Here is a 22,642-nt window from a genome sequence, read left to right on the forward strand (position 1 = left end):
CGAGCCAGGGTCTGCTCGAGAGTTTTGAGGTCTGCGCGCTTCATGGTGTACTCCAGGGGAAACTGGATATACAGTAGTTTATACAGTATTTTTGAAGCACGCCAACAGCAGATACCAACATAGCGTCATATATCCAGTAAACGAGTACCGCCATGAACCCGAACCATCGCCACCGTGCCATGGCCCGCAAGGGGCGTGGCGCCACCTTCGATCCGCCCAACCGCTTCGCCCCCACCGTCAGCGAGGCCGTCGACGACGGCTGGTGGCAGGAAGAGGTACCCGAGCGGTTGGCCACCGAGGTCCGCGACGAGCGCACCCGCAGCGCCCTGTCGTGGAACACCTCGCCCGACCTGCCCTTCGATCGCTCGCTCAACCCCTACCGCGGCTGCGAGCACGGCTGCATCTACTGCTATGCCCGCCCCAGCCATGCCTACTGGGATCTCTCGCCGGGGCTGGACTTCGAGACCAGGCTGATCGCCCGCACCGGCCTGGTCGACCGGCTGGAGGAAGAGCTGGCCAAGCCCGGCTACGTCTGCCGGCCGATCGCCCTCTCCGGCAACACCGACTGCTACCAGCCGCTGGAGGCCGAACGGCGCACCACCCGCGCCATCCTGGAGCTGCTGCTCGAATGCCGCCATCCGGTCTCGGTCGTCACCAAGAGCGCACTGGTGCTGCGCGACCTCGACCTGCTACGCGACCTTGCCCGCCACCGCCTGGTGCGGGTGATGATCAGCCTGACCAGCCTGGACCGCGAGCTCAAGCGCTCGCTCGAGCCCCGCGCCGCCTCGCCCCAGGCGCGGCTCAAGGTGATCCGTCAGCTCCACGACGCCGGCGTGCCGGTGGGGACCCTGGTGGCGCCGGTGATTCCCGGCCTGACGGACCACGAGCTGGAGCGGCTGCTCGGTGCCGCGCGAGAGGCCGGTGCCGACCGGGCCGGCTGGACGCTGCTGCGCCTGCCCCGGGAGGTGGCGCCGCTGTTCGCGGCATGGCTCGAGGCCCACTACCCGAAACGGGCCGGCAAGGTGATGAGCCTGATGCGCCAGTGCCGCGGCGGGCGGGACTACGACCCGCGTTTCGGTCACCGCATGCGCGGTCAGGGCGTCTTCGTCGACCTGCTCGAGCAGCGCTTCCGCCGGGCCTGCCGACGCCTCGGCCTCAACGATCCCGCAGCCGGCGAGGCCATGCGGCTGAACACCATGGCGTTCCGCCCGCCCCGGGCCCAGGGCGATCTCTTCAACTGAGGGAAACATCGATGTATTGCCGCGCGCGATATCCTGAGCGCCTGCACCGCCATGACGGAGGCGGGAGCGTGACTCAGGGAATCAGCACCGCGGCGCCGGAGAGCCGCCCCTCGCGCAGGTCGTCGAGTGCCCGGTTGGCCTCCGCCAGCGGATAGGCGCGGGTCTCGGTGCGGATCGGCACCCCGGGGGCCAGCGCCAGGAACTCCTCGCCGTCGCGGCGAGTGAGGTTGGCCACCGACTTCACCGAACGCTCCTCCCACAGCAGGCGATAGGGGAAGCTCGGGATGTCGGACATGTGGATGCCGCCCGAGACCACCACGCCGCCGGGACGCACATGGGAGAGCGCGGCGGGAACAAGATCGCCCACCGGGGCGAACAGCAGGGCGGCGTCCAGCGTCTCGGGCGGCGCCTCGTCGCTGCCCCCGGCCCACTCGGCACCGAGACGACGGGCGAAGGCCTGGGCCTCGTCGTCGCCGGGGCGGGTGAAGGCGAAGACCCGCTGGCCGCGGGCCAGCGCCAGCTGGGCGAGGATATGGGCGGCGGCCCCGAAGCCATAGATACCGAGCCGCCGGTTCTCCTCGCCGCCGGCCAGCCGCCAGGTGCGGTAGCCGATCAGCCCCGCGCAGAGCAGCGGTGCGGTCGCCTGGGCATCCTCGTCATGCACGGGGAAGCAGTAGCGGGCGTCGGCCACGGCGTACTCCGCATAGCCGCCGTCACGAGTGTAGCCGGTGAACTCGGCGTGCTCGCAGAGGTTCTCCTCGCCCCGGCGGCAGGCTTCGCACTCGCCGCAGGTCCAGCCCAGCCAGGGCACGCCCACCCGGTCGCCGAGCGCGAAGGCGTCGATGCCCTCGCCCAGCACCGTGATCTCGCCGACGATCTCGTGGCCGGGCACCAGCGGCAGCCGGGGCTCGGCGAGCTCGCCGTCCACCACGTGCAGGTCGGTGCGACACACCCCGCAGGCCAGCACGCGCAGCTGTACCTCGCCCGGTCGAGGCTCAGGCCGGGGAATCCACTCCAGCCGCAGCGGCTCCCCCGCCGCATGGAGCCGCATTGCACGCATCTTGTTCATGACCACCCCCAGCGCCGAATCCCTACCACATGAGCATAATGCAGGAAGCCATGGAGGCGTCAGGCGTTCCAGGAGCCCCGAACCGGCAGGGTCAGTCTCCGCTCACCACCACCTCGTAGCCGGTGTACTTGCGCAGGTTGATCACCCCGCTGTCGAGGATCAGGTACTGCCCCTTGAGGCCCAGCAGGGTGCCGGTCACCTCGGGGCTCTTGTCGAGGTTATGGGAGACCACCTTGGCGGGGTATTCGAGCACCGGGTAGTCGAAGGCGACCGGTGTCGCGTCGAGGGTGCGGATGGCATCACCGCCGAAGCGCTCGCGCAGGTTGGCGAGCCCGCCGTCCAGGCGCGCCAGCAGGCGGTCGCGCTCGGCAGCCAGGTCCATGGGCGCGATATCCCCCTTGAGCATGGCGCGCCAGTTGGTGCGGTCGGCGACCTCCTCCTTGAACAGCACCTCGACGAAACCGGCCTGCTGACGAGTGTCGACCTCGAGGATCGGCAGCGCCTGCACCGCCCCCTGGTCGAGCCAGCGGGTCGGTACCTGGCTGCCGCGGGTGATGCCCACCTTGAGCCCCGAGGCATTGGCCAGGTAGACCACGTGGGGCTGGAAGCAGTGACGCTCGCCCCACTCCGGCTCGCGGCAGGTGCCCTCGAAGTAGTGGCAGAGTTCGGGTTTGACGATACAGGTATCGCACTGGGCGAGCTTCCTGAAACAGGGGTAGCAGTAGCCTTGGGCGAAGCTCTTCTTCGTCGCCCGGCCACAGTGGGTGCAGGCGATGGCACCGGTCCACTCGAGCGCGAGCGGCCGGCCGAGCCGCGCGTTGAGGTCGAGGCGATGCTCGCCGGCTCGCAGGGTATAGCGCACCGCCTCGCCCGCGGCACCAGGGGTGATGGCCATCTTGGTCAGGCAGCCCTGCAGCGGCGCGATGGTGTCGATCAGGAGCGTCTCAGTCACGGCTCGCATCCCGGGCCAGACCCGCCAGTTCCGGCGGTACACTCTCCCCACTTCGGTCCCCACTGCGGGCACCGCTGCTGGGCCCGCCGCAGGTGCGCCGCTGGAGATAGCCGACCCGCTGCTCCTCGGGAACCCCCTTCTCGGCTTCGTAGCGGATCACCGCCTCGAGGCAGAGCTCGGTCTGCTCGGCGGTCAGCCGGCGGCCGTCCGGCCACTTGCGCAGGGACACGGCCTGTTTGAGGCCGTCGTAGATGGCCGGGGTCATCTGCTGGATCATGCGCTCGAAGGTCATATCGCTCATCGGGATCGTCTCTCACTGCTTGCGGCGGGCTCTGCCGGAATGATACCAGCCCAGCGTCAGGCCCACGACCAGCCCACCCAGATGGGCCTCGTTGGCGACATTGCCGAAGCCCACGGCGGCGGCCATGTCGGTCATGGTGAAGAGCATCCAGCCGAGCATGAAGACGACCAGCATCTGCGGCACGAAGAAGCCGCTGTGCGGCGCCCGTCGCGACATCAGCCACACGTAGCCGAGCAGCGCGAAGTCGACCCCGGACATGCCGCCGAACAGCACCGTGCCGGTGGCGTACTGGGCCAGGTTGGCCCCGACCCCCGCAGCGAGCAGGATCGTCAGCATGCGTCCGCTGCCCTGCAGCACCTCTACCTGTCGGCCGAAGTACCACAGCCACAGCATGTTGAAGATCAGGTGCATCCAGCCGAAGTGCAGGAACGCCGGCGACAGCAATCGCCATACCTGCCCGGCGGCGAGGGCCTCTGTCAGGCTACCGAAGGCCAGGCTGCCGTTGACCACGCCGAGCGGCACGATGGCCAGCGCCGCGATGACGATGTCCCCGAGCACGCCCATCATGGCGAACACCAGCAGGCAGAGTCCCAGCGCACCGGCGGTCACCGGCGCCTGGCGGAAGGGCCCCATCAGTTCCCCGCCCCCCATACGCGCGGCACGACGATGCTCCGGCATCAGCGACTCGCCGCGCTGCCAGCGCTCGAGCAGATGCAGCATCGCCTCGTGCTGAGACGGATCGACCAGCCACAGTACCTGCCCGTCGTCTTCCTCGGTGACGCGGTGGCCGATGCGGTGGGCCCACAACGCGCGGCGCAGCTCGCGGGTATCGGCATCACGGGGCAGCAGGATTACCCGGTACATGGCGGCTCCAGTGGTTATGGTCCTGGGGTTGCAGCACGCCGGGGACGCGCACAGAAAAAGTCCGGCGGAGGGGGCCGCCGGACAAGAGCAAGGGATCATTCAAGGGAACACCTACTCTGATAGGCCGGGCGTCCGCGAGTTCACTCCGTCGCCGGAAATTTCGAGTAAAGAATTGTATCAATCGAAGTCGATCTCCCATGGCTGCGGTCGGGCCTGTTCCTCCCGGGGGACGCGGACCCACACGAAGTGGTTGGCATCCAGCCGACGCTCGCCGCTCCAGCGATAGGCCACCAGGCGACCGAACTTGACCGCGCTGTAGTCCAGGCAGGCGATGTTAGCGGCCGGCAGCGCCGGAATCCCCTCGCACCAGTAGTGGCCGATGAACAGTGGCGGCTGCTCGGGTCCGTAGTAACTGAGCCGCGCCCGCTCCTCGGCGGTCAGCTCGCGGTGCTCCAGGTCGTCCGGCAGGTTGTCTGGCTGGAACACCACGTCGCCCCAGGTCTGTGGCTCGCGGGCCCAGAAGTGGGCGCGGAAGCTGTGCCGGGTGAAGCCATCGCCGGAGTGGATCTCCACCCCCTCGGGCAACGGGATATGGATGCCACGGGTGAGCCGGTCGAGGATACGGAAGGCCCGGGTCCCGGGGGTCACCGACTCCGCCAGGAAATCCTCGTCGATGCATCCGTCGGGGTGGTCGTACCGCAGGGTATCGATCAGCGTCTGATCCCAGCAGGCGTGGACCACCCGCAGGCCATCGCGCTCGAGGCAGAGCGGTATATCGAGGAACCAGGCCAGTGCCTCCTCCCACTCCTGGGGGTGATCGTGGAACTGCTCGAGGGTCTCCTTGATGATGCGATTATGGCGCGGCGTATGCTCGCGCAGCCACTCCCGGCCCAGCCCGACCGGCGCCCGATGGCAATAGGCCAGGGCGTTGTACTCATGATTGCCCATGACGATGAAGGCCTCGCCTTCCTCCACCATGCGCCGGGCGATGGTCACCGCCAGGCGGATGCGCGGCCCGCGATCGATCAGGTCGCCGAGGAAGATCGCCCGGCGGCGTGGATGGCGATAGACCCCGCCGCGCTGATGATAGCCGAGCTTCTCGAGCAGGGCCGCCAGCGTGGCGCCGCAGCCGTGCACGTCGCCGATCAGGTCGTAGCCTTCGATCCTGGCCCGTGTCTTCACGTCAGTCCCCCAGGCGGTTGCTCCAGCCCAGCTTGCTGCGCAGGACCTCGTAGAAATTGTGACCGAGGGGATGCACCAGTTGCACCCGCTGCGGCTTGCGACGGATTACCAGTACATCGTCGGGCTTGGCCACCGCACGGGTCTGACCGTCACAACTGATGTGGGGATAGGTCTGGTTGGTCTCGCCGATGTGCACGCGGATCTCGCTGGCGGCATCGATGACGATGGGACGGCTCGACAGGGTGTGGGGAAACATCGGCACCAGGGTCACCACATCGAGCTTGGGATGCATGATGGGCCCGCCACCGGAGAGCGAGTAGGCGGTGGAGCCGGTGGGTGTGGCCACGATCAGGCCGTCGCTGCGCTGGCTGTAGACGAACTGGCCGTCGATGAACAGCTCGAACTCGATCATGCGCACGGCCTTGCCGGGATGGATCACCACCTCGTTGAGCGCATCGCCGCTGCCCGACAGCACGCCGTCGCGGTACAGCTCGGCATCGAGCAGGAAGCGCTCCTCTACCTCGTAGCGCCCCTCGAGCACCCCGCCGACCCGCGCCTCGAGCTCATCGGGAGAGATATCGGTGAGAAAGCCCAGGCGCCCGCGATTGACGCCGAGCACCAGGGTGCCGCTATGACAGAGGGTGCGGGCGGCGCCCAGCAGGCTGCCGTCGCCGCCGACCACGATCACCAGGTCGCAGAGCTCGCCGAGCATGCGCCGGCTGGCCTCGGGATGGCCGTGATCGAGCAGTACCGTGGCGGTACGATCCTCGATGATGACGTGGTAGCCGCCCTCGTCGAGGAAGCGGATCAACCGCTTGAGGGTATCGACCACCCTGGCGCTGCCCAGGCGACCGATCAGGCCGATGTTCTTGAAACCGTCGCTCTTGAAACCGTCGCTCTTGAAACCGTCGCTCTTGATGGATTCCATTCGCACGCCTCTCGCTTCGCGGCCGCTCATTATGGGGGCTGGCCACGAGGCGGGCAAACGGCCTCAGGCCGCGGCGGTCGCGCGCCGGCGCAGCCACCACTCGTTGAGGGCGAGCGAGCCGACGATGATTGCCCCGCCCAGCGCCAGGCGCGGCAGGTCGGCGTCGCGGTTCCAGATCGCCAGGTTGACCAGCAGGCCGGCGGGGATCAGGGCGTTGTTCATGATCGCCAGCGCCCCGGCATCCACCCGGGTGGCGCCGAGGTTCCACAGGAAATAGCCCAGCCCCGAGGCCACCAGTCCCAGCCAGGCGAGTACCCCCCACTGCACCCCGGTGGTGGGAAGCGCGCTCGCATTGCCCAGCAGGACGAAGGCCGGCACGGCCACGGCCAGGGCGCCGAGGTAGAACCAGGCGAAGATGCTGTGCCGGGGCAGCGACTCCGGCAACTCGGCGGAGAGCCGACGGTACCCCACCTGCCCCAGGGCAAAGCAGAGGTTGGCTCCCTGCACGACGAGAAAGCCCAGCCAGAAGCCGCTGTCGACGCCCTGGTAGCGGATCACCGCCGCCCCGGCCACCGCCAGCGCCGCGGTGACGAGGTGGAAGGGGGTGAAGCGTCCGAACAGGGCGTCGTCGAGCAGGGCGACATAGAGCGGGGTGAAGATGGTGAAGAGCAGCACCTCCGGCACCGTAAGCAGCAGGAAGGACTGGTAGAAGAAGATGTACATCACGCCGAGCTGGACGGCGCCCAGCCCCATCAGCGCCAGGCGCTGACGGCCGCGCAGCCGCGCGGGGCGCAGGAACGGCAGGAACACCAGCGCTGCCAGGGCGATACGCGTCAGGACCGCAAAGTAGCTATCGACCTGGCCGGCGAGATAGACACCGATCAGCGAGAACGAGAAGGCCCACAGCACGGTGACACCGACGAGATAGCCCACGGTCAACTCCTGGCATAGAAATGGTTGACGGGGATTATGCCCGTCGCGGTCGAGGCATCAAGGCAGGCGACCATCACCCGCCCCCGCGTCGCTTGCCACCGGTGCTCACCACTTCAGCGACTCGGAGTGGGTCGGCGTGTCGGCATCCCGGCCGGCCAGGCTCGCCGCCTGGCCGACCCGAGCGCCTCGGAAGTACTCCGTGAAGCGCTCCTCGGCATGATCACCGAACAGGATGTCGCAGGCCTCCTTCAGCCCCGGGGAGCGACGCAGCGTTTCCTCGGGCACGACCAGCGCGATCTTGGAGCGTCGCCTGAGGAAGTCCTCGAGCCGGGTTACCATCTCGCGACGCTGGGCCTGGCGCAGCTCGCAACGCAGGTACTCGGTGCCCTCGATGAGCACCTCGGCCTGACGCGGGTCCTCGCGAATCTCCTCGAGCATGTCCAGGGCATGGATGCCGTAGCGCCGCCACAGCCGGGTCGACAGGGGCTCCGACGCCTGGGACGACGTCATGGCATCGAGCCGCATCAGGCCGGCCTGGTGCAGGAATTCCCGGCGCACCGCGTCGGGCGCCTCGCCGTACCAGCGATGCCGCGGATGCGGCACGGTGATGCCCAGGCGGCTGACGGCGTCGACGATCTCCTCGCCGACATTGAGGCAATCGGTGAGCTTGCCGCCGAAGATGCTGAGGTGCGCATCGTCCGCATTGATGTCGATGGCATGCTTGCGCGACAGCTGGAGGAAATCGCGGCCCCCTTCCCCGCTGGCACGCACGGCCAGGGGGCGAACGCCGCAGCGAGTGGCGATGATGTCGTCGGTATCGAGCGGCTTGTCCAGGTCGAGACGCTTGTTGATGTTGTCGAGCACGAAGCGGACGTCGTCCCGGGTGACATCGATCTCGGGCGTTTCCACGCGGGTGTCGGTGGTACCGATGCAGCTCCTCTGCCCCATGGGAATGACGAAGAACAGCCGGCCGTCGTCGGCGAAAAAGGCCAGCACGCGCCGGTGGTCGGTCAAACGGGGAACGATCAGGTGAACCCCCTTGGAGTAGACATGGCGGTGGTCGGTCCGCTGGCCCGTCAGCGCGTTGTGCGCGTCGACCCAGGGGCCGGCCGCATTGATCAGCACCCGGGAACGCACCTCCCGCGTGCGGCCGTCGGTGACGTCCCGTACTCGGGTGATCCAGTGGCCGCTCTCGCGCCGGCCCCCGAGCGACTCGGCGTAGTTCACCGCCACGGCGCCATGGTTGAGCGCGCCACGCACGAAGTTGAAGACAAAGCGGGCATCGTTGTCGTGCAGGTAGGCGTCGGAGTACTCGAAGCCACCCACGGCATCGCCGATATCGATGATGCCTTCGCTCTGCTGGATCGACGCCGGCGTCAGGAAGCGCGGAATGCGGGTGAAGCCGTTACCGATCAGCCAGTAGAGCCAACAGCCGGCCCAGAGATAGCGGGGATGATAGCGGAAGCCCCGGGAGATGGTGGTCAGGAAGCGGATCTCCTGCACCGTGGAAGGGTAACTCCGGATCAGGTGGTTGCGGCTCTTGCAGAGCTTGCGGACCAGGGCGAAGTCGCGGCTCTCCATGTACTTGATGCCGCCCCAGACCAGGTTGGAGGAGTGCATGCTGGTGCTCCCCGCGAAATCGCCGCGTTCGACCAGTGCCACCCTGACGCCCTTGCCCGCCAGGGCGGCCGCCGCCGCGGCGCCATTGATGCCGCCGCCGATGATCAGGGCATCGAAGATCTCGTCGTCCAGCTTGTCGAAATTGCTGCTGCGCAGTTGCATGTGCGGACCTTTCTGCAGAAGGGGGCCCCGCCCGGCACCGAACGGGGCGGACTACCCCCGGACGGCCGAGGCACGGTTGCCGGGCGGGGGCGATGCCGTCGGGCGCTCCCCCGACGGCCTCCCCTCTCAACGCGTACCGGCAGCCATCCACTCCTCCATCATCTGGTCGTACGACACCGTGGTCCCCTGGGGCATCTCGTCGTCGAGGCGAGCCTTGGGCGCACCGGGCTGCGACAACCAATACTCGGGGTCGCGCTCCCCGTTGAGCACCGGCGCGTAGGTCGCGAACACATTGGCACGGGCCAGGCGCATCATGATGTTGTCGAGCGCCCCGGCCAGATTGTCGAGCGCCTCCTGGGGGGTGACTTCCCCGCCCACGGCCGGAGCCAGGTTCTGCCACCACAGCGGCGCCATGCGCGGGTAGTCGGGCACGTTGGTACCGGTCGGCGTCCAGTTGGACTCGTTGGGGCTGCGGTAGAACTCGACCAGGCCGCCCAGCTTGGGTGCCAGTTCCGTCATCTGGTCGGAGAAGATGTCCGACTCGCGGATCGGCGTGAGGCCATGCATCAACTTCTCCAGCGACACCGTCTTGGCGGTGGTGAACTGGGCAAACAGCCAGGCCGCGGTGCGACGGTCCTCGGGGGTGGAGTCGAAGAAGGTCCAGGAACCCACGTCCTGATAACCGACCTTCATGCCCTCTTCCCAGTAGGGCCCCACCGGCGACGGCGCCATGCGCCACTTGGGACTGCCCTCGTCGTCAGTGACCGCCACGCTGGGATCGACCATGTCGGCGGTGAAGGCGGTGTACCAGAACATCTGCTGGGCGATATTGCCCTGGGCGGGAACCGGCCCGGCCTCGCCGAAGGTCATGCCCTGTGCCTCGGGCGGTGCGTACTTGTCCAGCCACTCGACCATCTTGGTCACGGCAAACACCGAGGCCGGTGAGTTGGTGGCGCCGCCGCGACGGACGCTGGCCCCCACCGGCCGACTCTCCTCGTCGACCCGGATGCCCCAGTCGTCGACCGGGTTGCCGAACGGCACGCCCGGGCTGCCCATCCCCGCCATGGAGAGCCAGGAGTCGTGGAAACGCCAGCCCAACGACGGGTCGCGACGGCCATAGTCCATGTGGCCGTAGACGCGTACGCCGTCGAGCTCGCCGACGTGCTCGGTGAAGAACTCGGCGATGTCCTCGTAGGCGGTCCAGTTGGTCGGCACCCCCAGATCGTAGCCGTAGATATCACGGAACTGCTCCTGCAGGTCCTCGCGCTGGAACCAGTCGTGGCGGAACCAGTAGAGGTTCGCGAACTGCTGGGCCGGCAACTGATAGATATTGCCATCCGGGCCGGTGGTATATTGCAGGCCGATGAAGTCGTCCAGGTCCAGGGTCGGCAGTGTATAGTCCGCCCACTCGTTCTCCATGGCCTCGGAAAGGTTGATGGTGGTGCCGTAGCGGATATGGGTACCGATGGCATCCGAGTCGTTGACGTAGCCATCGTAGATGTTGCGTCTCGACTGCATCTGGGTCTGCATGTTGTCGACGACATCCCCCTCACCGATGATGTTGTGAGTGACCTCGATGCCCGTCAACTCGGCAAAGGCCTCGGCCAGCACGTCGCGCTCGTAGACGTGGGTGGTCAGTCCCTCGGCGACGGTGTTGATCTGCATGCCACGAAAGGATTCGGCCGCCTCGGCGAACCACAGCAGTTCTTCGATCTGCTCCTCGCGGGTCAGCGTGGAGTTCTGGAAGTGTTCATCCACGAGGCGCTCCGCGATCGCCCGCGCCTCGTGGCTATCGGCGTGAAGGGGGGCCGTCGCCAGCAAGCAGCTGCTGGCGAGCAGCGTCAGTGTCATCCTGTTGTTCTTCATATTGACCTCTTCGTCTTGAAGGCCGTCCCGGGCATTTGCCGCGTCCTTGCGATCATGGCTCAACCCCAGCGCATCAGGATCAGCATCCACACAGCGGATGCCGCCAGAGCCAACCAGATAGTGATATCGGTGAACCCCACCACCACCAGGTGGATATAGGCCGCAGAGAGCAGACCGATGAACAGCCGGTCCCCCCGCGTCGTGGCGATGGGCAGAAACCCCTTACGTTCTACCGAAGGTGAAACGACTTCCCAGGCCGTCATTCCCGTCAGAATCGCAGCGATGGTCGAGAAGAAAATCGCTGTGGGTACGGTCCATACCATCCAGGACATGAAAGATTCCTCCGCTCAGGTACGACCGAGGGCAAAGCCCTTGGCAATATGGTTGCGCACGAAATAGACCACGACGATACCCGGCAGGATGGTCAGCACACCCGCGGCGGCCAGCGTCCCCCAGTCGATACCCGATGCCGTCGACGTCCGCGTCATGATGGACGCTATGGGTTGGGCATTGGTGGCCGTCAGCGTTCGTGACAGCAACAGCTCCACCCAGGAGAACATGAACAGGAAGAACAGGGTCACACCGATTCCCGAGCGAATCATCGGAATGAAGATCTTGACGAAGAAGGCAGGAAAGCTATAACCATCGATATAAGCGGTCTCGTCGACCTCCTTGGGCACGCTGCTCATGAACCCCTCGAGAATCCAGACGGCCAGCGGGATATTGAACAGGCAATGCGCCAGCGCCACGGCGATGTGCGTATCGAACAGTCCAACTGAATAGTAGAGCTGGAAATAGGGCAGAAGAAACACGGCCGGTGGCGCCATCAGGTTGGTCAGCAGCCAGAAGAACAGATGCTTGTCACCGATGAACTTGAAGCGACTGAAGGCATACGCCGCCGGCAGTGCCACCGAAATGCTTATCAACATATTCATCGTCACATAGGCAATGGAGTTCACGTATCCCATGTACCAGTTTGAGTCCGTGAAGATGCCGATATAGTTATCGAAGGTGAGCTCCCTCGGCCAGAAGGACAGTGCACCCAGGATCTCCGAATTGCTCTGGAGTGACATGTTGATCAACCAGTAGATCGGCAGCACCATGAGGATCAGATACAGGGCCAGCAGGAAGCGTGAGCGCCCCACCGACCTTCCCTTGCTCCTGGCCTTGGCGCGCTCGAGACGAGGCTGTTCCGCTGCCGTCGTGGCCGTTGCCTCCCCCACCGAGACCGTCCTGGCGGAAGACGCTCCTCGGGTGGCATCGCCTGGCGCAACGTCGTGATGAGTCGTGGCATCATGCGTCATGTCAATGCCCTCCTGCAGAATCGTCTTTCTGCATGTTCATGATGGCGGTGTAGAACACCCAGCTCACCAGCAGAATGATCAGGAAATAGATAAGGGAAAAGGCAGCCGACGGCCCCAGGTCCTGTTGGCCGATCGCCATGGTGGTCAGCGACTGGCTCAGGAAGGTAGTCGAGCTCCCGGGACCTCCACCGGTAAGCACGAAGGGTTCGGCATAGATCATGAAGGAGTGCATGAAACGCAGCAGTACCCCGATGACCAGCACGTTGGTCAGTTTCGGCAGCTGGATGTAGCGGAAGACCGCCCATCTGGAGGCACGATCGATGCGTGCTGCCTGGTAGTAGGCTTCAGGGATGGAGCGCAGGCCGCTGTAGCACAACAGGGCGATCAGCGGGGTCCAGTGCCAGACATCCATCAGGATGATGGTCGCCCAGGCATCGACCGGATTCCGCGTGATGTTGTAGGCATAGCCGAGTTCACGGATCCCCCACCCCATCAGGCCGATATCACCGCGGGTGAAGATCTGCCAGATACTGCCGACCACGTTCCAGGGAATCAGCAACGGCAGGGTGATGAGTATCAACACCGCCGAGGCCTGCCAGCCTCGCTTTGGCATCAGTAACGCGATGCCGATACCCAGCGGCACCTCGATCGCCAGGATCGTCATCGAGAAGGCAAACTGGCGTAGCAGTGCCGCCTGTAGCGCCGAGTCGTTGAGCATAGTCGCGAACCACTCGGTGCCCGTAAAGAATCGCGTATTGGCATCGAAGACATCCTGAACCGAATAGTTAACCACCGTCATCAGGGGAATGATGGCAGAGAATGCTACCAGGATGAGCATGGGCAATATCAGCAACCATGCACGGTTGTTATATACCTTATTCATTGCCCACCTCCACGCGCCGCTCATCGATATACAGATGCGTCGACGCTTCGGGAAGCCTCACATGGGCATACTCCGTCGACAGCGACTTATCCTCACCCAACCGTGCCTTCATCGAGACCTCTCCTAGCCGAAAAGAGAGGATAGAATAGGTACCAAGATCTTGAACATCCTCAACCTTAACCGGCAAGGTGTCGTGCCCAGGTGAATCATGCACTTCGATAAATTCCGGTCTGATGCCTAACTTGATGTTCTTCGACCCGGAGCGGCGAGCCGCCTCCAGGAGCCGTGGATCGACGGGCACCGGAATATCGTCGAATAACAATCCCGACTCCTCCACCGTCATATCGAGAAAGTTCATGCCGGGACTACCGATAAAGTAGCCCACGAAGGTGTGGGCCGGTTTCTCGAAGAGTTCGCGCGGGGTGCCGAACTGTACGACCTGCCCCTCGTACATCACCGCAATCTTCTCGGCAAAGGTCGAGGCCTCCAGCTGATCGTGTGTGACGTAGATCATGGTGATATTGAATCTCTCGTGGATCTCCTTGAGTTTTCGACGCAGCTTCCACTTGAGCTGGGGATCGATGACGGTCAAAGGCTCATCGAACAGGATGGCCGAGACATCATCGCGCACCAGCCCCCTACCCATCGATACCTTTTGTTTCTCGTCGGCGGTCAGATTCTTGGCCTTTCGCTTCAGCAGCGGCACCAGGTCGAGGATATCGGCGACTTCCGCCACCCGCTCCCTCACCTTCACCTCGGGCGTCTTGATATTGCGCAGCGGAAAGGCGAGGTTGTCGAAGACCGTCATGGTGTCGTAGATCACGGGGAACTGAAAAACCTGGGCAATGTTGCGTTCTTCTGGCGGCAGTTCGTTTACGATACTGGAGTCGAAGATGACGTCGCCATTCGACGGAGCCAACAGCCCCGAGATGATATTGAGCAGGGTGGACTTTCCGCAGCCTGAGGGTCCCAGCAGGGCATAGGCACCGCCCTGGTGCCAGACATGGTTCATTTCCCGTATGGCATAATCCGATGGCGATTGCGGATCGGGCACATAGGTATGCGCCAGCCCCTTGAGCGTGATTTCTGCCATCTCAGAGTCTCCCCAGGCGTGGCGGAATATGCACCACTGCCCCGTTTTGGTCGAAGGCATAGAGCTTGTGGGTCGGGAAATAGACCTTGATCTGTTCATCCACGGCGAACTCATGAACACCGGCCAGGTGCAGCACCAGATGGAACAGCTCGTTGCTCACATGCAGGAAGGTTTCGGAGCCGCTGATTTCCGCCAGGTCGATACCGACCTGGAGTTCGAGATCGTCGGCCGACTGGGGTTCGAGGCCGACGTGGGAGGCGCGCACGCCAAAGTTGTACTGACCGGGGGGCAGGGAGCGCAGGTCATCGTTGAGCCGGAAGTGGACGCTCTTGTCGAAGGTCACTTCCGCCCCCGACACCAGCCCGGGTACCACGTTGATCGGTGGCTCGGAGAACATCTCAGCGGTCAGGATATTCCTGGGGCGATGGTAGACATCCTCTGTCCTGCCATACTGCAACAGCCGCCCCTCGTGCAGCACCGCAGTATGTCCCCCCAGTGCCAAGGCCTCGTTGGGCTCGGTGGTGGCATAGACCGCGATGCAATTGCGCATCCTGAACAGCTCGCGAAGTTCCTGGCGGAATTCCTCGCGCAGCTTGTAGTCGAGGTTCACCAGGGGCTCATCGAACAGGATCAGGTCGGCATCCTTGACCAGGGCCCGCCCCATGGCGGTACGTTGCTGCTGACCGCCGGAGAGTTCCTGGGGAAAACGATCCAGGAGATGCTCGATGTGCAGCATCTCGGCGGTCTCGTGAACCCGCCGTCGGATCTCGTCCCTGGGCACCCGCGCCAGCTTCAGTGGCGAGGCAATGTTGTCGAAGACGGTGAGGCTGGGATAGTTGATGAACTGCTGGTAGACCATGGAGACGTTGCGCCGACGGACCGACACCCCCGTCACGTTTTCTCCGTTCATCAGGATCCGCCCACGGGTCGGCGGTTCGAGCCCGGCCATCAGCCTCATGAGCGTGGTCTTTCCGGCCAGCGTGCGGCCCAGCAGGACATTGAAGGAGCCCGGAGCCAGCTCCAGGTCGATGCCTTCGATGTGTGTGGTGCCATTGACCACATGATCGATGTTCTCAAGGATCAGGGACATGTTGCCCTCGTTGTCGTTGTTCGATTTGCAACACTTTCGAACATTAATGTTCGTTTTCGATACCGAGACTAGCCCAGCGAACATCACACGGCAATGCTTCAGCGCCTCTCCGGCCCCTAGACCTTGGTCTAAAACGGACCGGTAAGGCATGGTTTTTCCCCGATTAATCAATCAACAAGACAGGAAAGGCGTGGAGAAAACCCCCACGCAAGGACGCCGCCGCACGGCATGGCCGGCAGGCTTTCACTTTCGATCAGGAAAAGAAGAAACGATCACAACCACGGGGCGTTAGCGACTCATCGGCGCTCCCGCCGCCTCAGCCACCAGAAGGCATGCCCGACACCAGGCAGCCAGCCGAACAGGGTAAGCACCAGGTTCAACGCCGTCCGCTTCCTGCCGCCGCGGGAGAGCCCCACCGCCAGGGGCGGCATCAGCAGCGCCAGCGCCAACAGGGCCGCACGCGGTTCGGCTGGCGCCGGCGGCGTGTCGTGGCTTGCGGCGTCCGTTGCCGGGTCGATTCGCGCGCCATCACCGGCGGCGGGAGTGAAATACTGCACACCACCATCGCACGAGCCATGCTCGAGCGCACGGCGATGAGCCTCATGATCGATCTTCTGCTCGAGTTCCTCGGCCCCTTCGGCCAGTTCCTCGTGGAAGCGCTCCCATTCCTCCCAGTCATGAGGGGTTCCGGCCCGGGGGCGGTGTTCGCCGGCTTCCCGAGCACGCGACCAGGCCTTCTCCTCCAGGGTGTTGGGTCGCTCCTCGTCGCGTTTTCCGCTCAGCCCCTTCTTGGCCAGATACTCACGGGCATCCATGGTGCGCCTCCATCATTCGCTTGCACTCGACTCGGTCGTGGTCACTCCCGGCCGTGACAGGATCCGTCCCCCCTTGGAGCGGATGCCACCCCATGGGTTCCGGGATATCCTGCCTCATGGCGCCGGCGCGCCCCCGGGACGTACGAGCGTCACGAACCGTTGGCAAAGGCGCGTGCCCAGCGCCCTTGGCAACCCCGCGAGTCGGCTATGCTGAACTCGAATCCCTACGGACCAGTAAGGCGCTGCAGGCAATCAGGCTCCCCCGGGAGGGAATGACCCGGGAACCGACACGGCTTCGTAGCAATAGGCAATCATCGCCGGTACAAGGAGAAACACCATGCCCAACAAGGCCCCCACCATCGTTCGCGAGATCATGTCCCGTGACTGCTACCGGGTCACCGGCAAGACCTCGGTGTCCACCTTGGCCGAAGGCCTGGCACTGCACCGCCTCCCCGGGGTTCCCGTCGTCGACGAACGCGATCACCTGATCGGCTTCATCTCGGAACAGGACGTGATGGGCAAGGTACTGGAAAGCTCCTATCTCAATGATGAGCCGCCGCTGGTCAGGGAGCTGATGCGCAACGAGGTCCTCTCCGTGCCACCCAACAAGAGCATCACCGACCTGGCCCAGGAGATGCTGGGGGCCAAACCCAAGGTCTTTCCGGTGGTCGAGCAGGGCCGCCTGGTCGGCATCGTCACCCGTCGCGACGTGCTCAGCGCCCTCCTGCGCATGCGCCACAGCTGAACCCTCCCGCCACCGACGCCACCCGGGCACCCCCCGGGTGGCGTCGGCCTGTCGCCCGCCACCCCGTCGCGGCCTCGAGTCGCAGCCATAAAAAAAGCCGCCCCGTGTCCGGGGCGGCAAGAATCGATCGAAACTGCGAGCCAGAGCAACAGTGTTAGCGACTGCTATCGCATGCTGCTGTCTGTGCCTGTTATGACAGCACAAGAAAGAAAAGTTCGCTTCGTCGGGAAAAAATCTTGACGGCATCCAGGCGCGCCGTACGAGACGCCTTGGACCTTCGGCCAACCAACCCATAAAACAAGGACTTAGCCGCCACGCCGAGGAAAAGACACGAGACCGCTTGCAATGGCTAACCCATTGGATTTACTATCGAATCCGCCTTGCGGGTGTAGCTCAATGGTAGAGCAGAAGCTTCCCAAGCTTAAGACGAGGGTTCGATTCCCTTCACCCGCTCCAGCGCCCCTTCCGATCACTCCACGGCTTGCCTTCATTACCCCAACTATCTGATTTATGATGACTTTTCGGCATACCTCATGACCGATGGGGTCGTGCATGTCGATGTGAAAAAAAGGTATAATCCCCTACCTTCACGCGCATACCCCCCTCACGGAGCGTGCCGGCCGACCGGCACATCCCTTCATACTCGCGCCTGACGTCAGTCGCACCATACTGAGAACAGCAAAGAGCGGGCTGGAGGACAATGTGCGTCTGGACAAGGACACCCTGGCCCCTTCCAATGCGGCCCTGGTCGAGCGCGTGGCCGAGATGTGCGATCATCACGGGCGTCCCGTGGCCACCTGGCGACAGGCCCGCGAGATCCTCCAGCTCGACATGCCCTGAATCACGCTCAGGCCCCGACAATGCGGCTGCCCGGGACTGCGTGGCCGCCCGGCAAAGAGTCACACCATGGCCCTGTTTCTGCTCGTCTTCGGCGTCTGCCTGCTGGTCTTCGGCGGCATGATCGCCATCCTGCTGTTCGCGGGCACGCCCCGCTATCGCACCGAACCCCGCCAGCTGCTCGAGCTGTTCGACAAGGCGCTGGAGGACCGGGTCGACGAGAGCGAATGGAACGCCATCATCGATTATCCGATTCGCCATGACGACTACCTGGACGGTGTGCGCCGGCGGGCCCGGCGGCTGATGGACGAGCACGGCCGCCACTGGCGCAAGGCGCGGGGCCGCCCGCTGCTCGACAGCGCCGGGCGCGAGGAACTCGCCGCGCTGCGCAAGCACCTGGCCGCTCATGCCGAGCTGCAGGAGCGACGGCGTAACGGGAAATGACCACTGCAGCCTGTCCGCGCCCCCGCTCCAGCCCGATAGGCTCTCGCCCCCTGTTGGGCTAGAATGCAGGCTCATGCCGACACCGTCCGGGACGGGAACCGCCATGCCCAGCGCCATCCGCCAGATTCCCCTCGATACCGCCACACAGCACCACGACCACGACTTTCACCAGATCGTGATCGGGTTGCGTGGCCAGGCGGAATTCGAGATCGAGGGGTTGGGCGGTTCGATCACGGCGCTGTCGGGCTGCATCGTGCCGGCCAACCATGTGCACTACTACGCCGGTACCGGCGACAACCACCAGTTGATCCTCGACTTGTCCACCCAGGCACCCTCGCTGACCGGCTTCCACCACGAGCTGGCGCGACTCTTCGATGCCCCGCGCTTCTTCACCCTGGATGACCCGCTCAGGCGTTATCTCGACTTCCTGCTCCACGAACTGGCCGCTTCGCCGGCCTCGGCGACCGCCACCCAGGGCGATCGCCTGGCCGCCACCCTGCTTGGCTGCCTGCACGCCCGCCTGGCCGGCGATGCCGGGCCCGAGCGTCGCCGGCTGGACCTGCGGCGGCTCGACCGTTTCATCGAGCACCACCTGGCGAGCCGGCTGAGCGTCGGGGACCTGGCGGCCGAGGCCTGCCTGAGCGAAGCCCACTTCCGCCACTGCTTCCGCCAGCAGACCGGGCTCAGCCCCTGGCAGTACGTGCGGCGCAAGCGCCTCGAGTCGGCACGGCGCCTACTGACCGACAGCCAACTGCCGCTCTCCGAGGTCGCCGCCCTCACTGGTTTCGCCAACCAGAGCGCGCTCTCCAACGCCTGTCGCGAAGCCTTCGGCCAGTCGCCCAGCAAACTGCGACGGAGAGGGTCGTCCCGGGCCATGGCGCTCACCGAGCACTAGACCAAGGTCGCACTTTCTGCCGCGCGCATCCCGATAACCGCAGAATCGACAAGAATCCCCGTGGAATCGACAAGCGGCCGCCCTCGTCGCCTCCTACAGTCAGGGTAAAGCCGTGTCCACGGAGCGGGCGCGCCTGCCGGTAATCCGGCTCATCTCGTCTGACGACTCCACCAGGGGACCTTTTTATAATGCTCGATTCCAACAACATGCTGGATCCCACTACCTGGCAGCAGGACCTCGACACCCTCTTCGCCCGCATCAGCGACCACTACGTGGTCGACGAAGAGGCCTTTGTCGCAGAACTGATCGATACCCTCAGCGCCACCCCCGACGACTTCCGCCGCATCGCCGGCAAGACCGCCGAGCTGGTGCGCGAGGTGCGCGAGATGGAGACCGCCGTCGACACCATCGACGAGCTGCTGCAGCAGTACAGTCTCGATACCCACGAGGGACTGATGCTGATGTGCCTCGCCGAGGCGATGTTGCGCATTCCCGACAAGGCCACCGCCGATGCCTTGATCGAGGACAAGCTGGGGCCGGCCGACTGGAAGGCGCACCTCGGCCAGAGCGACTCCTGGCTGGTCAATGCCTCCACCTGGGGCCTGCTGATGACCGGCCGCGTGGTGACCCTGGACAAGCCTCGCGACGGCAAGCCCAGCGGCTTCATCAACAAGCTGGTCAACCGCATGGGCGAACCGGTGATCCGCCGCGCCATGGTCGAGGCGATGAAGGTGATGGGCAAGCAGTTCGTGCTCGGTCGCGACATCGATGAGGCGCTCAAGCGCTCCAAGCCACTGTTCGACAAGGGCTACACCTACTCCTACGACATGCTCGGCGAAGCCGCCCGCACCCGGACCGACGCCCAGCGCTACTTCGACGATTACGCCCACGCCATCGAGCGGGTCGGCGGGCCCCGCCAGACGCTGGGTGACAAGACGCCGGCCCCGTCGGTCTCCATCAAGCTCTCCGCCCTGCACCCGCGCTACGAGTTCGGCCGCCGCGACCAGGTACTGCGCGAGCTGGTCGACAGCGTCCGCCGCCTGGCGGCCATGGCCCGGCAGCGTGACGTGGCGCTGACCGTCGACGCCGAGGAGGTCGACCGGCTGGAGCTCTCCCTGGAGGTGTTCCGCGCCATCTACGAGAGCGACACCTGCCGCGGCTGGGGCCACTTCGGTCTGGTGGTGCAGGCCTACTCCAAGCGCGCCTTGCCGGTGCTGCACTACCTCAATCGCCTGGCCGACCGCCAGGGCGACGAGATTCCGCTGCGCCTGGTCAAGGGCGCTTACTGGGACAGCGAGATCAAGGAGTCGCAGCAGCTCGGCGTCGCGGGCTACCCGGTCTTCACGCGCAAGGCGAGCACCGACGTGGCCTACCTGGTCTGCGCCCGCTTCCTGCTCTCCGACGCGACCCGTGGCCGGATCTTCCCGCAGTTCGCCACCCACAATGCCCACACCATCAGCGCCATCCTCGAGCAGGCCAACGAGGCCTCCCGCGCCTTCGAGTTCCAGCGCCTTCACGGCATGGGCGAGGCGCTCTACGACGCCGCCCTGAAGCGCGCCCCTTCGGGCACCTACTGCCGCATCTATGCCCCGGTCGGGGCTCACAAGGACCTGCTCCCCTACCTGGTGCGTCGCCTGCTGGAGAACGGCGCCAACTCGTCGTTCGTGCACCAGCTGGTGGACCCCAAGGTGCCGGTCGAATCGCTGTGCGAGCACCCGGTGGAGACCCTGAAGCAGTACGCCCGCCTGGCCAACCCGCGCATCCCGCTGCCGGCCGAGATCTATGGCGACAAGCGCCGCAACTCACGAGGAGTGAACCTGAACATCCGCAGCCAGTACCAGCCGTTGATGGACGCCATGGCGGGCTTCATGGACAAGACCTACCAGGCTGGCCCGCTGCTCGCCTTCGAGGTCGCCCCCGACCCGGCGAACACCCACGAGATCACCAGCCCCTACGACCGCCGCCAACGCGTCGGCAGCGTGCAGTGGACCACCCGGGATCAGGCCGCCAGCGCCCTGGAGGCCGCCTGGGCCGCATTCCCGCGCTGGAACGACACGCCGGTCGCCGAGCGTGCCGCCGTCATTCGCCGCTTCGCCGACCTGATGGAAGAGCATCTCGCCGAGCTGATGACGCTCTGCTCTCGCGAAGGCGGCAAGCTGCTGACCGATGGCGTCGACGAGATCCGCGAGGCCGTGGACTTCTGTCACTACTACGCCATGCGCGCCGAGCAACAATTCGCCGAACCGACCGTGCTGCCCGGCCCCACCGGCGAATCCAACGAGCTGATGCTCTCGGGCAAGGGGGTGTTCGCCGCCATCAGCCCGTGGAATTTCCCGGTGGCGATCTTCTGCGGCCAGGTGGTGGCCGCCGCGGTGGCAGGCAACACCGTGCTGGCCAAGCCCGCCGAGCAGACCTCCATCGTCGCCCACCGCGTGATCGAACTGCTCCACGAGGCCGGCATGCCACGCGACGTGGTCCAGTTGCTGCCCGGCGACGGCCCCACCGTGGGCAGCGTGCTGACCAGTGATCCGCGCATCACCGGCGTGGTGTTCACCGGCGGCACCGACACCGCCCAGATCATCAACCGGGCCCTGGCGGCGAGGGAAAACGCCCCACTACCGACCCTGATCGCCGAGACAGGCGGCATGAACGCCATGATCGTCGACTCCACCGCCCTGCCGGAACAGGTGGTGGCCGATGTGATCCAGTCGGCCTTCCAGAGCGCCGGCCAGCGCTGCTCGGCACTGCGCGTGCTCTACCTGCAGGAGGACGTGGCCGACCGCGTGATCGAGATCCTCGACGGCGCCATGGCCGAGCTGCACGTGGGTGATCCCCGCGACCTGGGCACCGACGTCGGCCCGGTGATCGACGAGGACGCACGCAAGGGCCTCATGACGCATATCGAGACGCTCAAGGGCGAAGGCCGCCTGGTGGCCGAGACCCGGCTCGATCCGGCCCACACCGCCCACGGCACCTTCATCGCGCCCACGGCATTCCGTATCGACGGTATCGCCGCCCTCGAACGGGAGCAGTTCGGCCCCGTGCTGCACATCGTCCGCTACAGGGCCAGCGAGATCGACAAGGTGATCGCATCGATCAACGATCGGGGCTATGGTCTAACCTTCGGCGTGCACAGCCGCAATGAATCCTTTGCCGAGATGATTGCGCAAAAGATTCGCGTAGGAAACGTCTACGTCAATCGCAATATCATCGGTGCCGTCGTCGGCGTGCAGCCGTTCGGTGGCCAGGGCCTCTCCGGCACCGGCCCCAAGGCGGGCGGACCGCACTACCTGCTGCGCTTCGCCACGGAGAAGACGGTGACCGTCAACACCGCCGCCCTGGGCGGCAACGCCTCACTGCTCGCGCTGGGAGACGAGTGACCCCCACTCGTCATCAACGACAACAAGGCTGAAGGAAC

Annotated in this window: 21 protein-coding genes and 1 tRNA gene; 7 read left to right on the forward strand and 15 right to left on the reverse strand. The window is 65.2% G+C overall.

Features of this window, described 5'->3' with window-relative positions; genetic code table 11:
* Positions 1-152 precede the first annotated feature (152 nt).
* On the forward strand, positions 153-1,241 hold the full coding sequence (locus AC5W54_RS15100) for a PA0069 family radical SAM protein (RefSeq protein ID WP_495962914.1): 1,089 nt from the start codon (positions 153-155) through the stop codon (positions 1,239-1,241).
* Between the two features lie 73 nt (positions 1,242-1,314).
* Here AC5W54_RS15100 and AC5W54_RS15105 read toward each other — a convergent pair whose 3' ends face one another.
* From AC5W54_RS15105 to AC5W54_RS15175, 15 genes are all read right to left on the reverse strand, one after another.
* A complete protein-coding gene (locus AC5W54_RS15105) occupies positions 1,315-2,310 on the reverse strand; it encodes a zinc-dependent alcohol dehydrogenase family protein (RefSeq protein ID WP_495962915.1) in 996 nt (331 codons plus the stop codon).
* Between the two features lie 91 nt (positions 2,311-2,401).
* Complete coding sequence (locus AC5W54_RS15110; protein ID WP_495962916.1) at positions 2,402-3,271, reverse strand: DUF2797 domain-containing protein; 870 nt, start codon at positions 3,269-3,271, stop codon at positions 2,402-2,404.
* Positions 3,255-3,563: a YeaC family protein gene (locus AC5W54_RS15115; protein WP_495962917.1), complete on the reverse strand. Its 309-nt coding sequence runs from the start codon at positions 3,561-3,563 to the stop codon at positions 3,255-3,257. The genes AC5W54_RS15110 and AC5W54_RS15115 overlap by 17 nt, the downstream gene beginning before the upstream one ends.
* Positions 3,564-3,575: 12 nt before the next feature.
* A complete protein-coding gene (locus AC5W54_RS15120; RefSeq protein ID WP_495962918.1) occupies positions 3,576-4,427 on the reverse strand; it encodes a rhomboid family intramembrane serine protease in 852 nt (283 codons plus the stop codon).
* A 177-nt stretch (positions 4,428-4,604) separates the two neighbouring features.
* The gene (locus AC5W54_RS15125; RefSeq protein WP_495962997.1) at positions 4,605-5,591 is read right to left on the reverse strand and encodes a metallophosphoesterase; all 987 of its coding nucleotides are present in this window, start codon (positions 5,589-5,591) and stop codon (positions 4,605-4,607) included.
* 19 nt (positions 5,592-5,610) lie between these two features.
* Positions 5,611-6,537, reverse strand: coding sequence for an NAD(+) kinase (locus tag AC5W54_RS15130; protein WP_495962919.1), 927 nt, complete (start codon positions 6,535-6,537; stop codon positions 5,611-5,613).
* 63 nt (positions 6,538-6,600) lie between these two features.
* Positions 6,601-7,470, reverse strand: coding sequence for a carboxylate/amino acid/amine transporter (locus AC5W54_RS15135; protein ID WP_495962920.1), 870 nt, complete (start codon positions 7,468-7,470; stop codon positions 6,601-6,603).
* 105 nt (positions 7,471-7,575) lie between these two features.
* The gene (locus tag AC5W54_RS15140; protein ID WP_495962921.1) at positions 7,576-9,252 is read right to left on the reverse strand and encodes a glycerol-3-phosphate dehydrogenase/oxidase; all 1,677 of its coding nucleotides are present in this window, start codon (positions 9,250-9,252) and stop codon (positions 7,576-7,578) included.
* A gap of 126 nt (positions 9,253-9,378) precedes the next feature.
* The gene (locus tag AC5W54_RS15145) at positions 9,379-11,118 is read right to left on the reverse strand and encodes an ABC transporter substrate-binding protein (protein ID WP_495962922.1); all 1,740 of its coding nucleotides are present in this window, start codon (positions 11,116-11,118) and stop codon (positions 9,379-9,381) included.
* Between the two features lie 59 nt (positions 11,119-11,177).
* Complete coding sequence (locus AC5W54_RS15150) at positions 11,178-11,450, reverse strand: DUF2160 domain-containing protein (protein WP_495962923.1); 273 nt, start codon at positions 11,448-11,450, stop codon at positions 11,178-11,180.
* Between the two features lie 15 nt (positions 11,451-11,465).
* Positions 11,466-12,221, reverse strand: coding sequence for a carbohydrate ABC transporter permease (locus tag AC5W54_RS15155; protein WP_495962998.1), 756 nt, complete (start codon positions 12,219-12,221; stop codon positions 11,466-11,468).
* 202 nt (positions 12,222-12,423) lie between these two features.
* Complete coding sequence (locus AC5W54_RS15160; protein ID WP_495962999.1) at positions 12,424-13,305, reverse strand: carbohydrate ABC transporter permease; 882 nt, start codon at positions 13,303-13,305, stop codon at positions 12,424-12,426.
* Entirely contained in the window at positions 13,298-14,398 is a 1,101-nt protein-coding gene (locus AC5W54_RS15165; protein WP_495962924.1) for an ABC transporter ATP-binding protein, read from the reverse strand. Before AC5W54_RS15165 ends, AC5W54_RS15160 begins: the two co-directional genes overlap by 8 nt.
* A 1-nt stretch (position 14,399) precedes the next feature.
* The gene (locus tag AC5W54_RS15170; protein WP_495962925.1) at positions 14,400-15,488 is read right to left on the reverse strand and encodes an ABC transporter ATP-binding protein; all 1,089 of its coding nucleotides are present in this window, start codon (positions 15,486-15,488) and stop codon (positions 14,400-14,402) included.
* A gap of 296 nt (positions 15,489-15,784) precedes the next feature.
* Complete coding sequence (locus AC5W54_RS15175; protein ID WP_495962926.1) at positions 15,785-16,303, reverse strand: YqaE/Pmp3 family membrane protein; 519 nt, start codon at positions 16,301-16,303, stop codon at positions 15,785-15,787.
* 337 nt (positions 16,304-16,640) lie between these two features.
* On the opposite strand from AC5W54_RS15175, the gene AC5W54_RS15180 reads away from it, so the two are divergent.
* From AC5W54_RS15180 to putA, 6 genes are all read left to right on the forward strand, one after another.
* On the forward strand, positions 16,641-17,048 hold the full coding sequence (locus tag AC5W54_RS15180) for a CBS domain-containing protein (RefSeq protein ID WP_495962927.1): 408 nt from the start codon (positions 16,641-16,643) through the stop codon (positions 17,046-17,048).
* 382 nt (positions 17,049-17,430) lie between these two features.
* Positions 17,431-17,504, forward strand: a tRNA-Gly gene (locus AC5W54_RS15185).
* Between the two features lie 234 nt (positions 17,505-17,738).
* Positions 17,739-17,888, forward strand: a complete 150-nt coding sequence (locus AC5W54_RS15190) for a 3-keto-5-aminohexanoate cleavage protein (protein ID WP_495963000.1) — start codon at positions 17,739-17,741, stop codon at positions 17,886-17,888.
* A 66-nt stretch (positions 17,889-17,954) separates the two neighbouring features.
* Positions 17,955-18,329: a hypothetical protein gene (locus AC5W54_RS15195; protein ID WP_495962928.1), complete on the forward strand. Its 375-nt coding sequence runs from the start codon at positions 17,955-17,957 to the stop codon at positions 18,327-18,329.
* A 103-nt stretch (positions 18,330-18,432) separates the two neighbouring features.
* Entirely contained in the window at positions 18,433-19,224 is a 792-nt protein-coding gene (locus AC5W54_RS15200; protein WP_495962929.1) for a helix-turn-helix domain-containing protein, read from the forward strand.
* Positions 19,225-19,412: 188 nt separating this feature from the next.
* Entirely contained in the window at positions 19,413-22,604 is a 3,192-nt protein-coding gene (gene putA / locus AC5W54_RS15205) for a bifunctional proline dehydrogenase/L-glutamate gamma-semialdehyde dehydrogenase PutA (RefSeq protein WP_495962930.1), read from the forward strand.
* Positions 22,605-22,642: the final 38 nt, after the last annotated feature.

The sequence above is a fragment of the Halomonas sp. LMYGS-3 genome (assembly GCF_059509875.1).

What these genes read in the sequence shown, in the direction of transcription:
- AC5W54_RS15100 (WP_495962914.1), top strand. Translation starts at nt 153, where the DNA reads ATGAACCCGAACCATCGCCACCGTGCCATGGCCCGCAAGGGGCGTGGC.
- AC5W54_RS15105 (WP_495962915.1), bottom strand. Translation starts at nt 2,310, where the DNA reads ATGAACAAGATGCGTGCAATGCGGCTCCATGCGGCGGGGGAGCCGCTG.
- AC5W54_RS15110 (WP_495962916.1), bottom strand. Translation starts at nt 3,271, where the DNA reads ATGCGAGCCGTGACTGAGACGCTCCTGATCGACACCATCGCGCCGCTG.
- AC5W54_RS15115 (WP_495962917.1), bottom strand. Translation starts at nt 3,563, where the DNA reads ATGAGCGATATGACCTTCGAGCGCATGATCCAGCAGATGACCCCGGCC.
- AC5W54_RS15120 (WP_495962918.1), bottom strand. Translation starts at nt 4,427, where the DNA reads ATGTACCGGGTAATCCTGCTGCCCCGTGATGCCGATACCCGCGAGCTG.
- AC5W54_RS15130 (WP_495962919.1), bottom strand. Translation starts at nt 6,537, where the DNA reads ATGGAATCCATCAAGAGCGACGGTTTCAAGAGCGACGGTTTCAAGAGC.
- AC5W54_RS15140 (WP_495962921.1), bottom strand. Translation starts at nt 9,252, where the DNA reads ATGCAACTGCGCAGCAGCAATTTCGACAAGCTGGACGACGAGATCTTC.
- AC5W54_RS15145 (WP_495962922.1), bottom strand. Translation starts at nt 11,118, where the DNA reads ATGAAGAACAACAGGATGACACTGACGCTGCTCGCCAGCAGCTGCTTG.
- AC5W54_RS15150 (WP_495962923.1), bottom strand. Translation starts at nt 11,450, where the DNA reads ATGTCCTGGATGGTATGGACCGTACCCACAGCGATTTTCTTCTCGACC.
- AC5W54_RS15155 (WP_495962998.1), bottom strand. Translation starts at nt 12,221, where the DNA reads ATGGTGCTGCCGATCTACTGGTTGATCAACATGTCACTCCAGAGCAAT.
- AC5W54_RS15160 (WP_495962999.1), bottom strand. Translation starts at nt 13,305, where the DNA reads ATGAATAAGGTATATAACAACCGTGCATGGTTGCTGATATTGCCCATG.
- AC5W54_RS15165 (WP_495962924.1), bottom strand. Translation starts at nt 14,398, where the DNA reads ATGGCAGAAATCACGCTCAAGGGGCTGGCGCATACCTATGTGCCCGAT.
- AC5W54_RS15170 (WP_495962925.1), bottom strand. Translation starts at nt 15,488, where the DNA reads ATGTCCCTGATCCTTGAGAACATCGATCATGTGGTCAATGGCACCACA.
- AC5W54_RS15175 (WP_495962926.1), bottom strand. Translation starts at nt 16,303, where the DNA reads ATGGATGCCCGTGAGTATCTGGCCAAGAAGGGGCTGAGCGGAAAACGC.
- AC5W54_RS15180 (WP_495962927.1), top strand. Translation starts at nt 16,641, where the DNA reads ATGCCCAACAAGGCCCCCACCATCGTTCGCGAGATCATGTCCCGTGAC.
- AC5W54_RS15195 (WP_495962928.1), top strand. Translation starts at nt 17,955, where the DNA reads ATGGCCCTGTTTCTGCTCGTCTTCGGCGTCTGCCTGCTGGTCTTCGGC.
- AC5W54_RS15200 (WP_495962929.1), top strand. Translation starts at nt 18,433, where the DNA reads ATGCCCAGCGCCATCCGCCAGATTCCCCTCGATACCGCCACACAGCAC.
- putA (WP_495962930.1), top strand. Translation starts at nt 19,413, where the DNA reads ATGCTCGATTCCAACAACATGCTGGATCCCACTACCTGGCAGCAGGAC.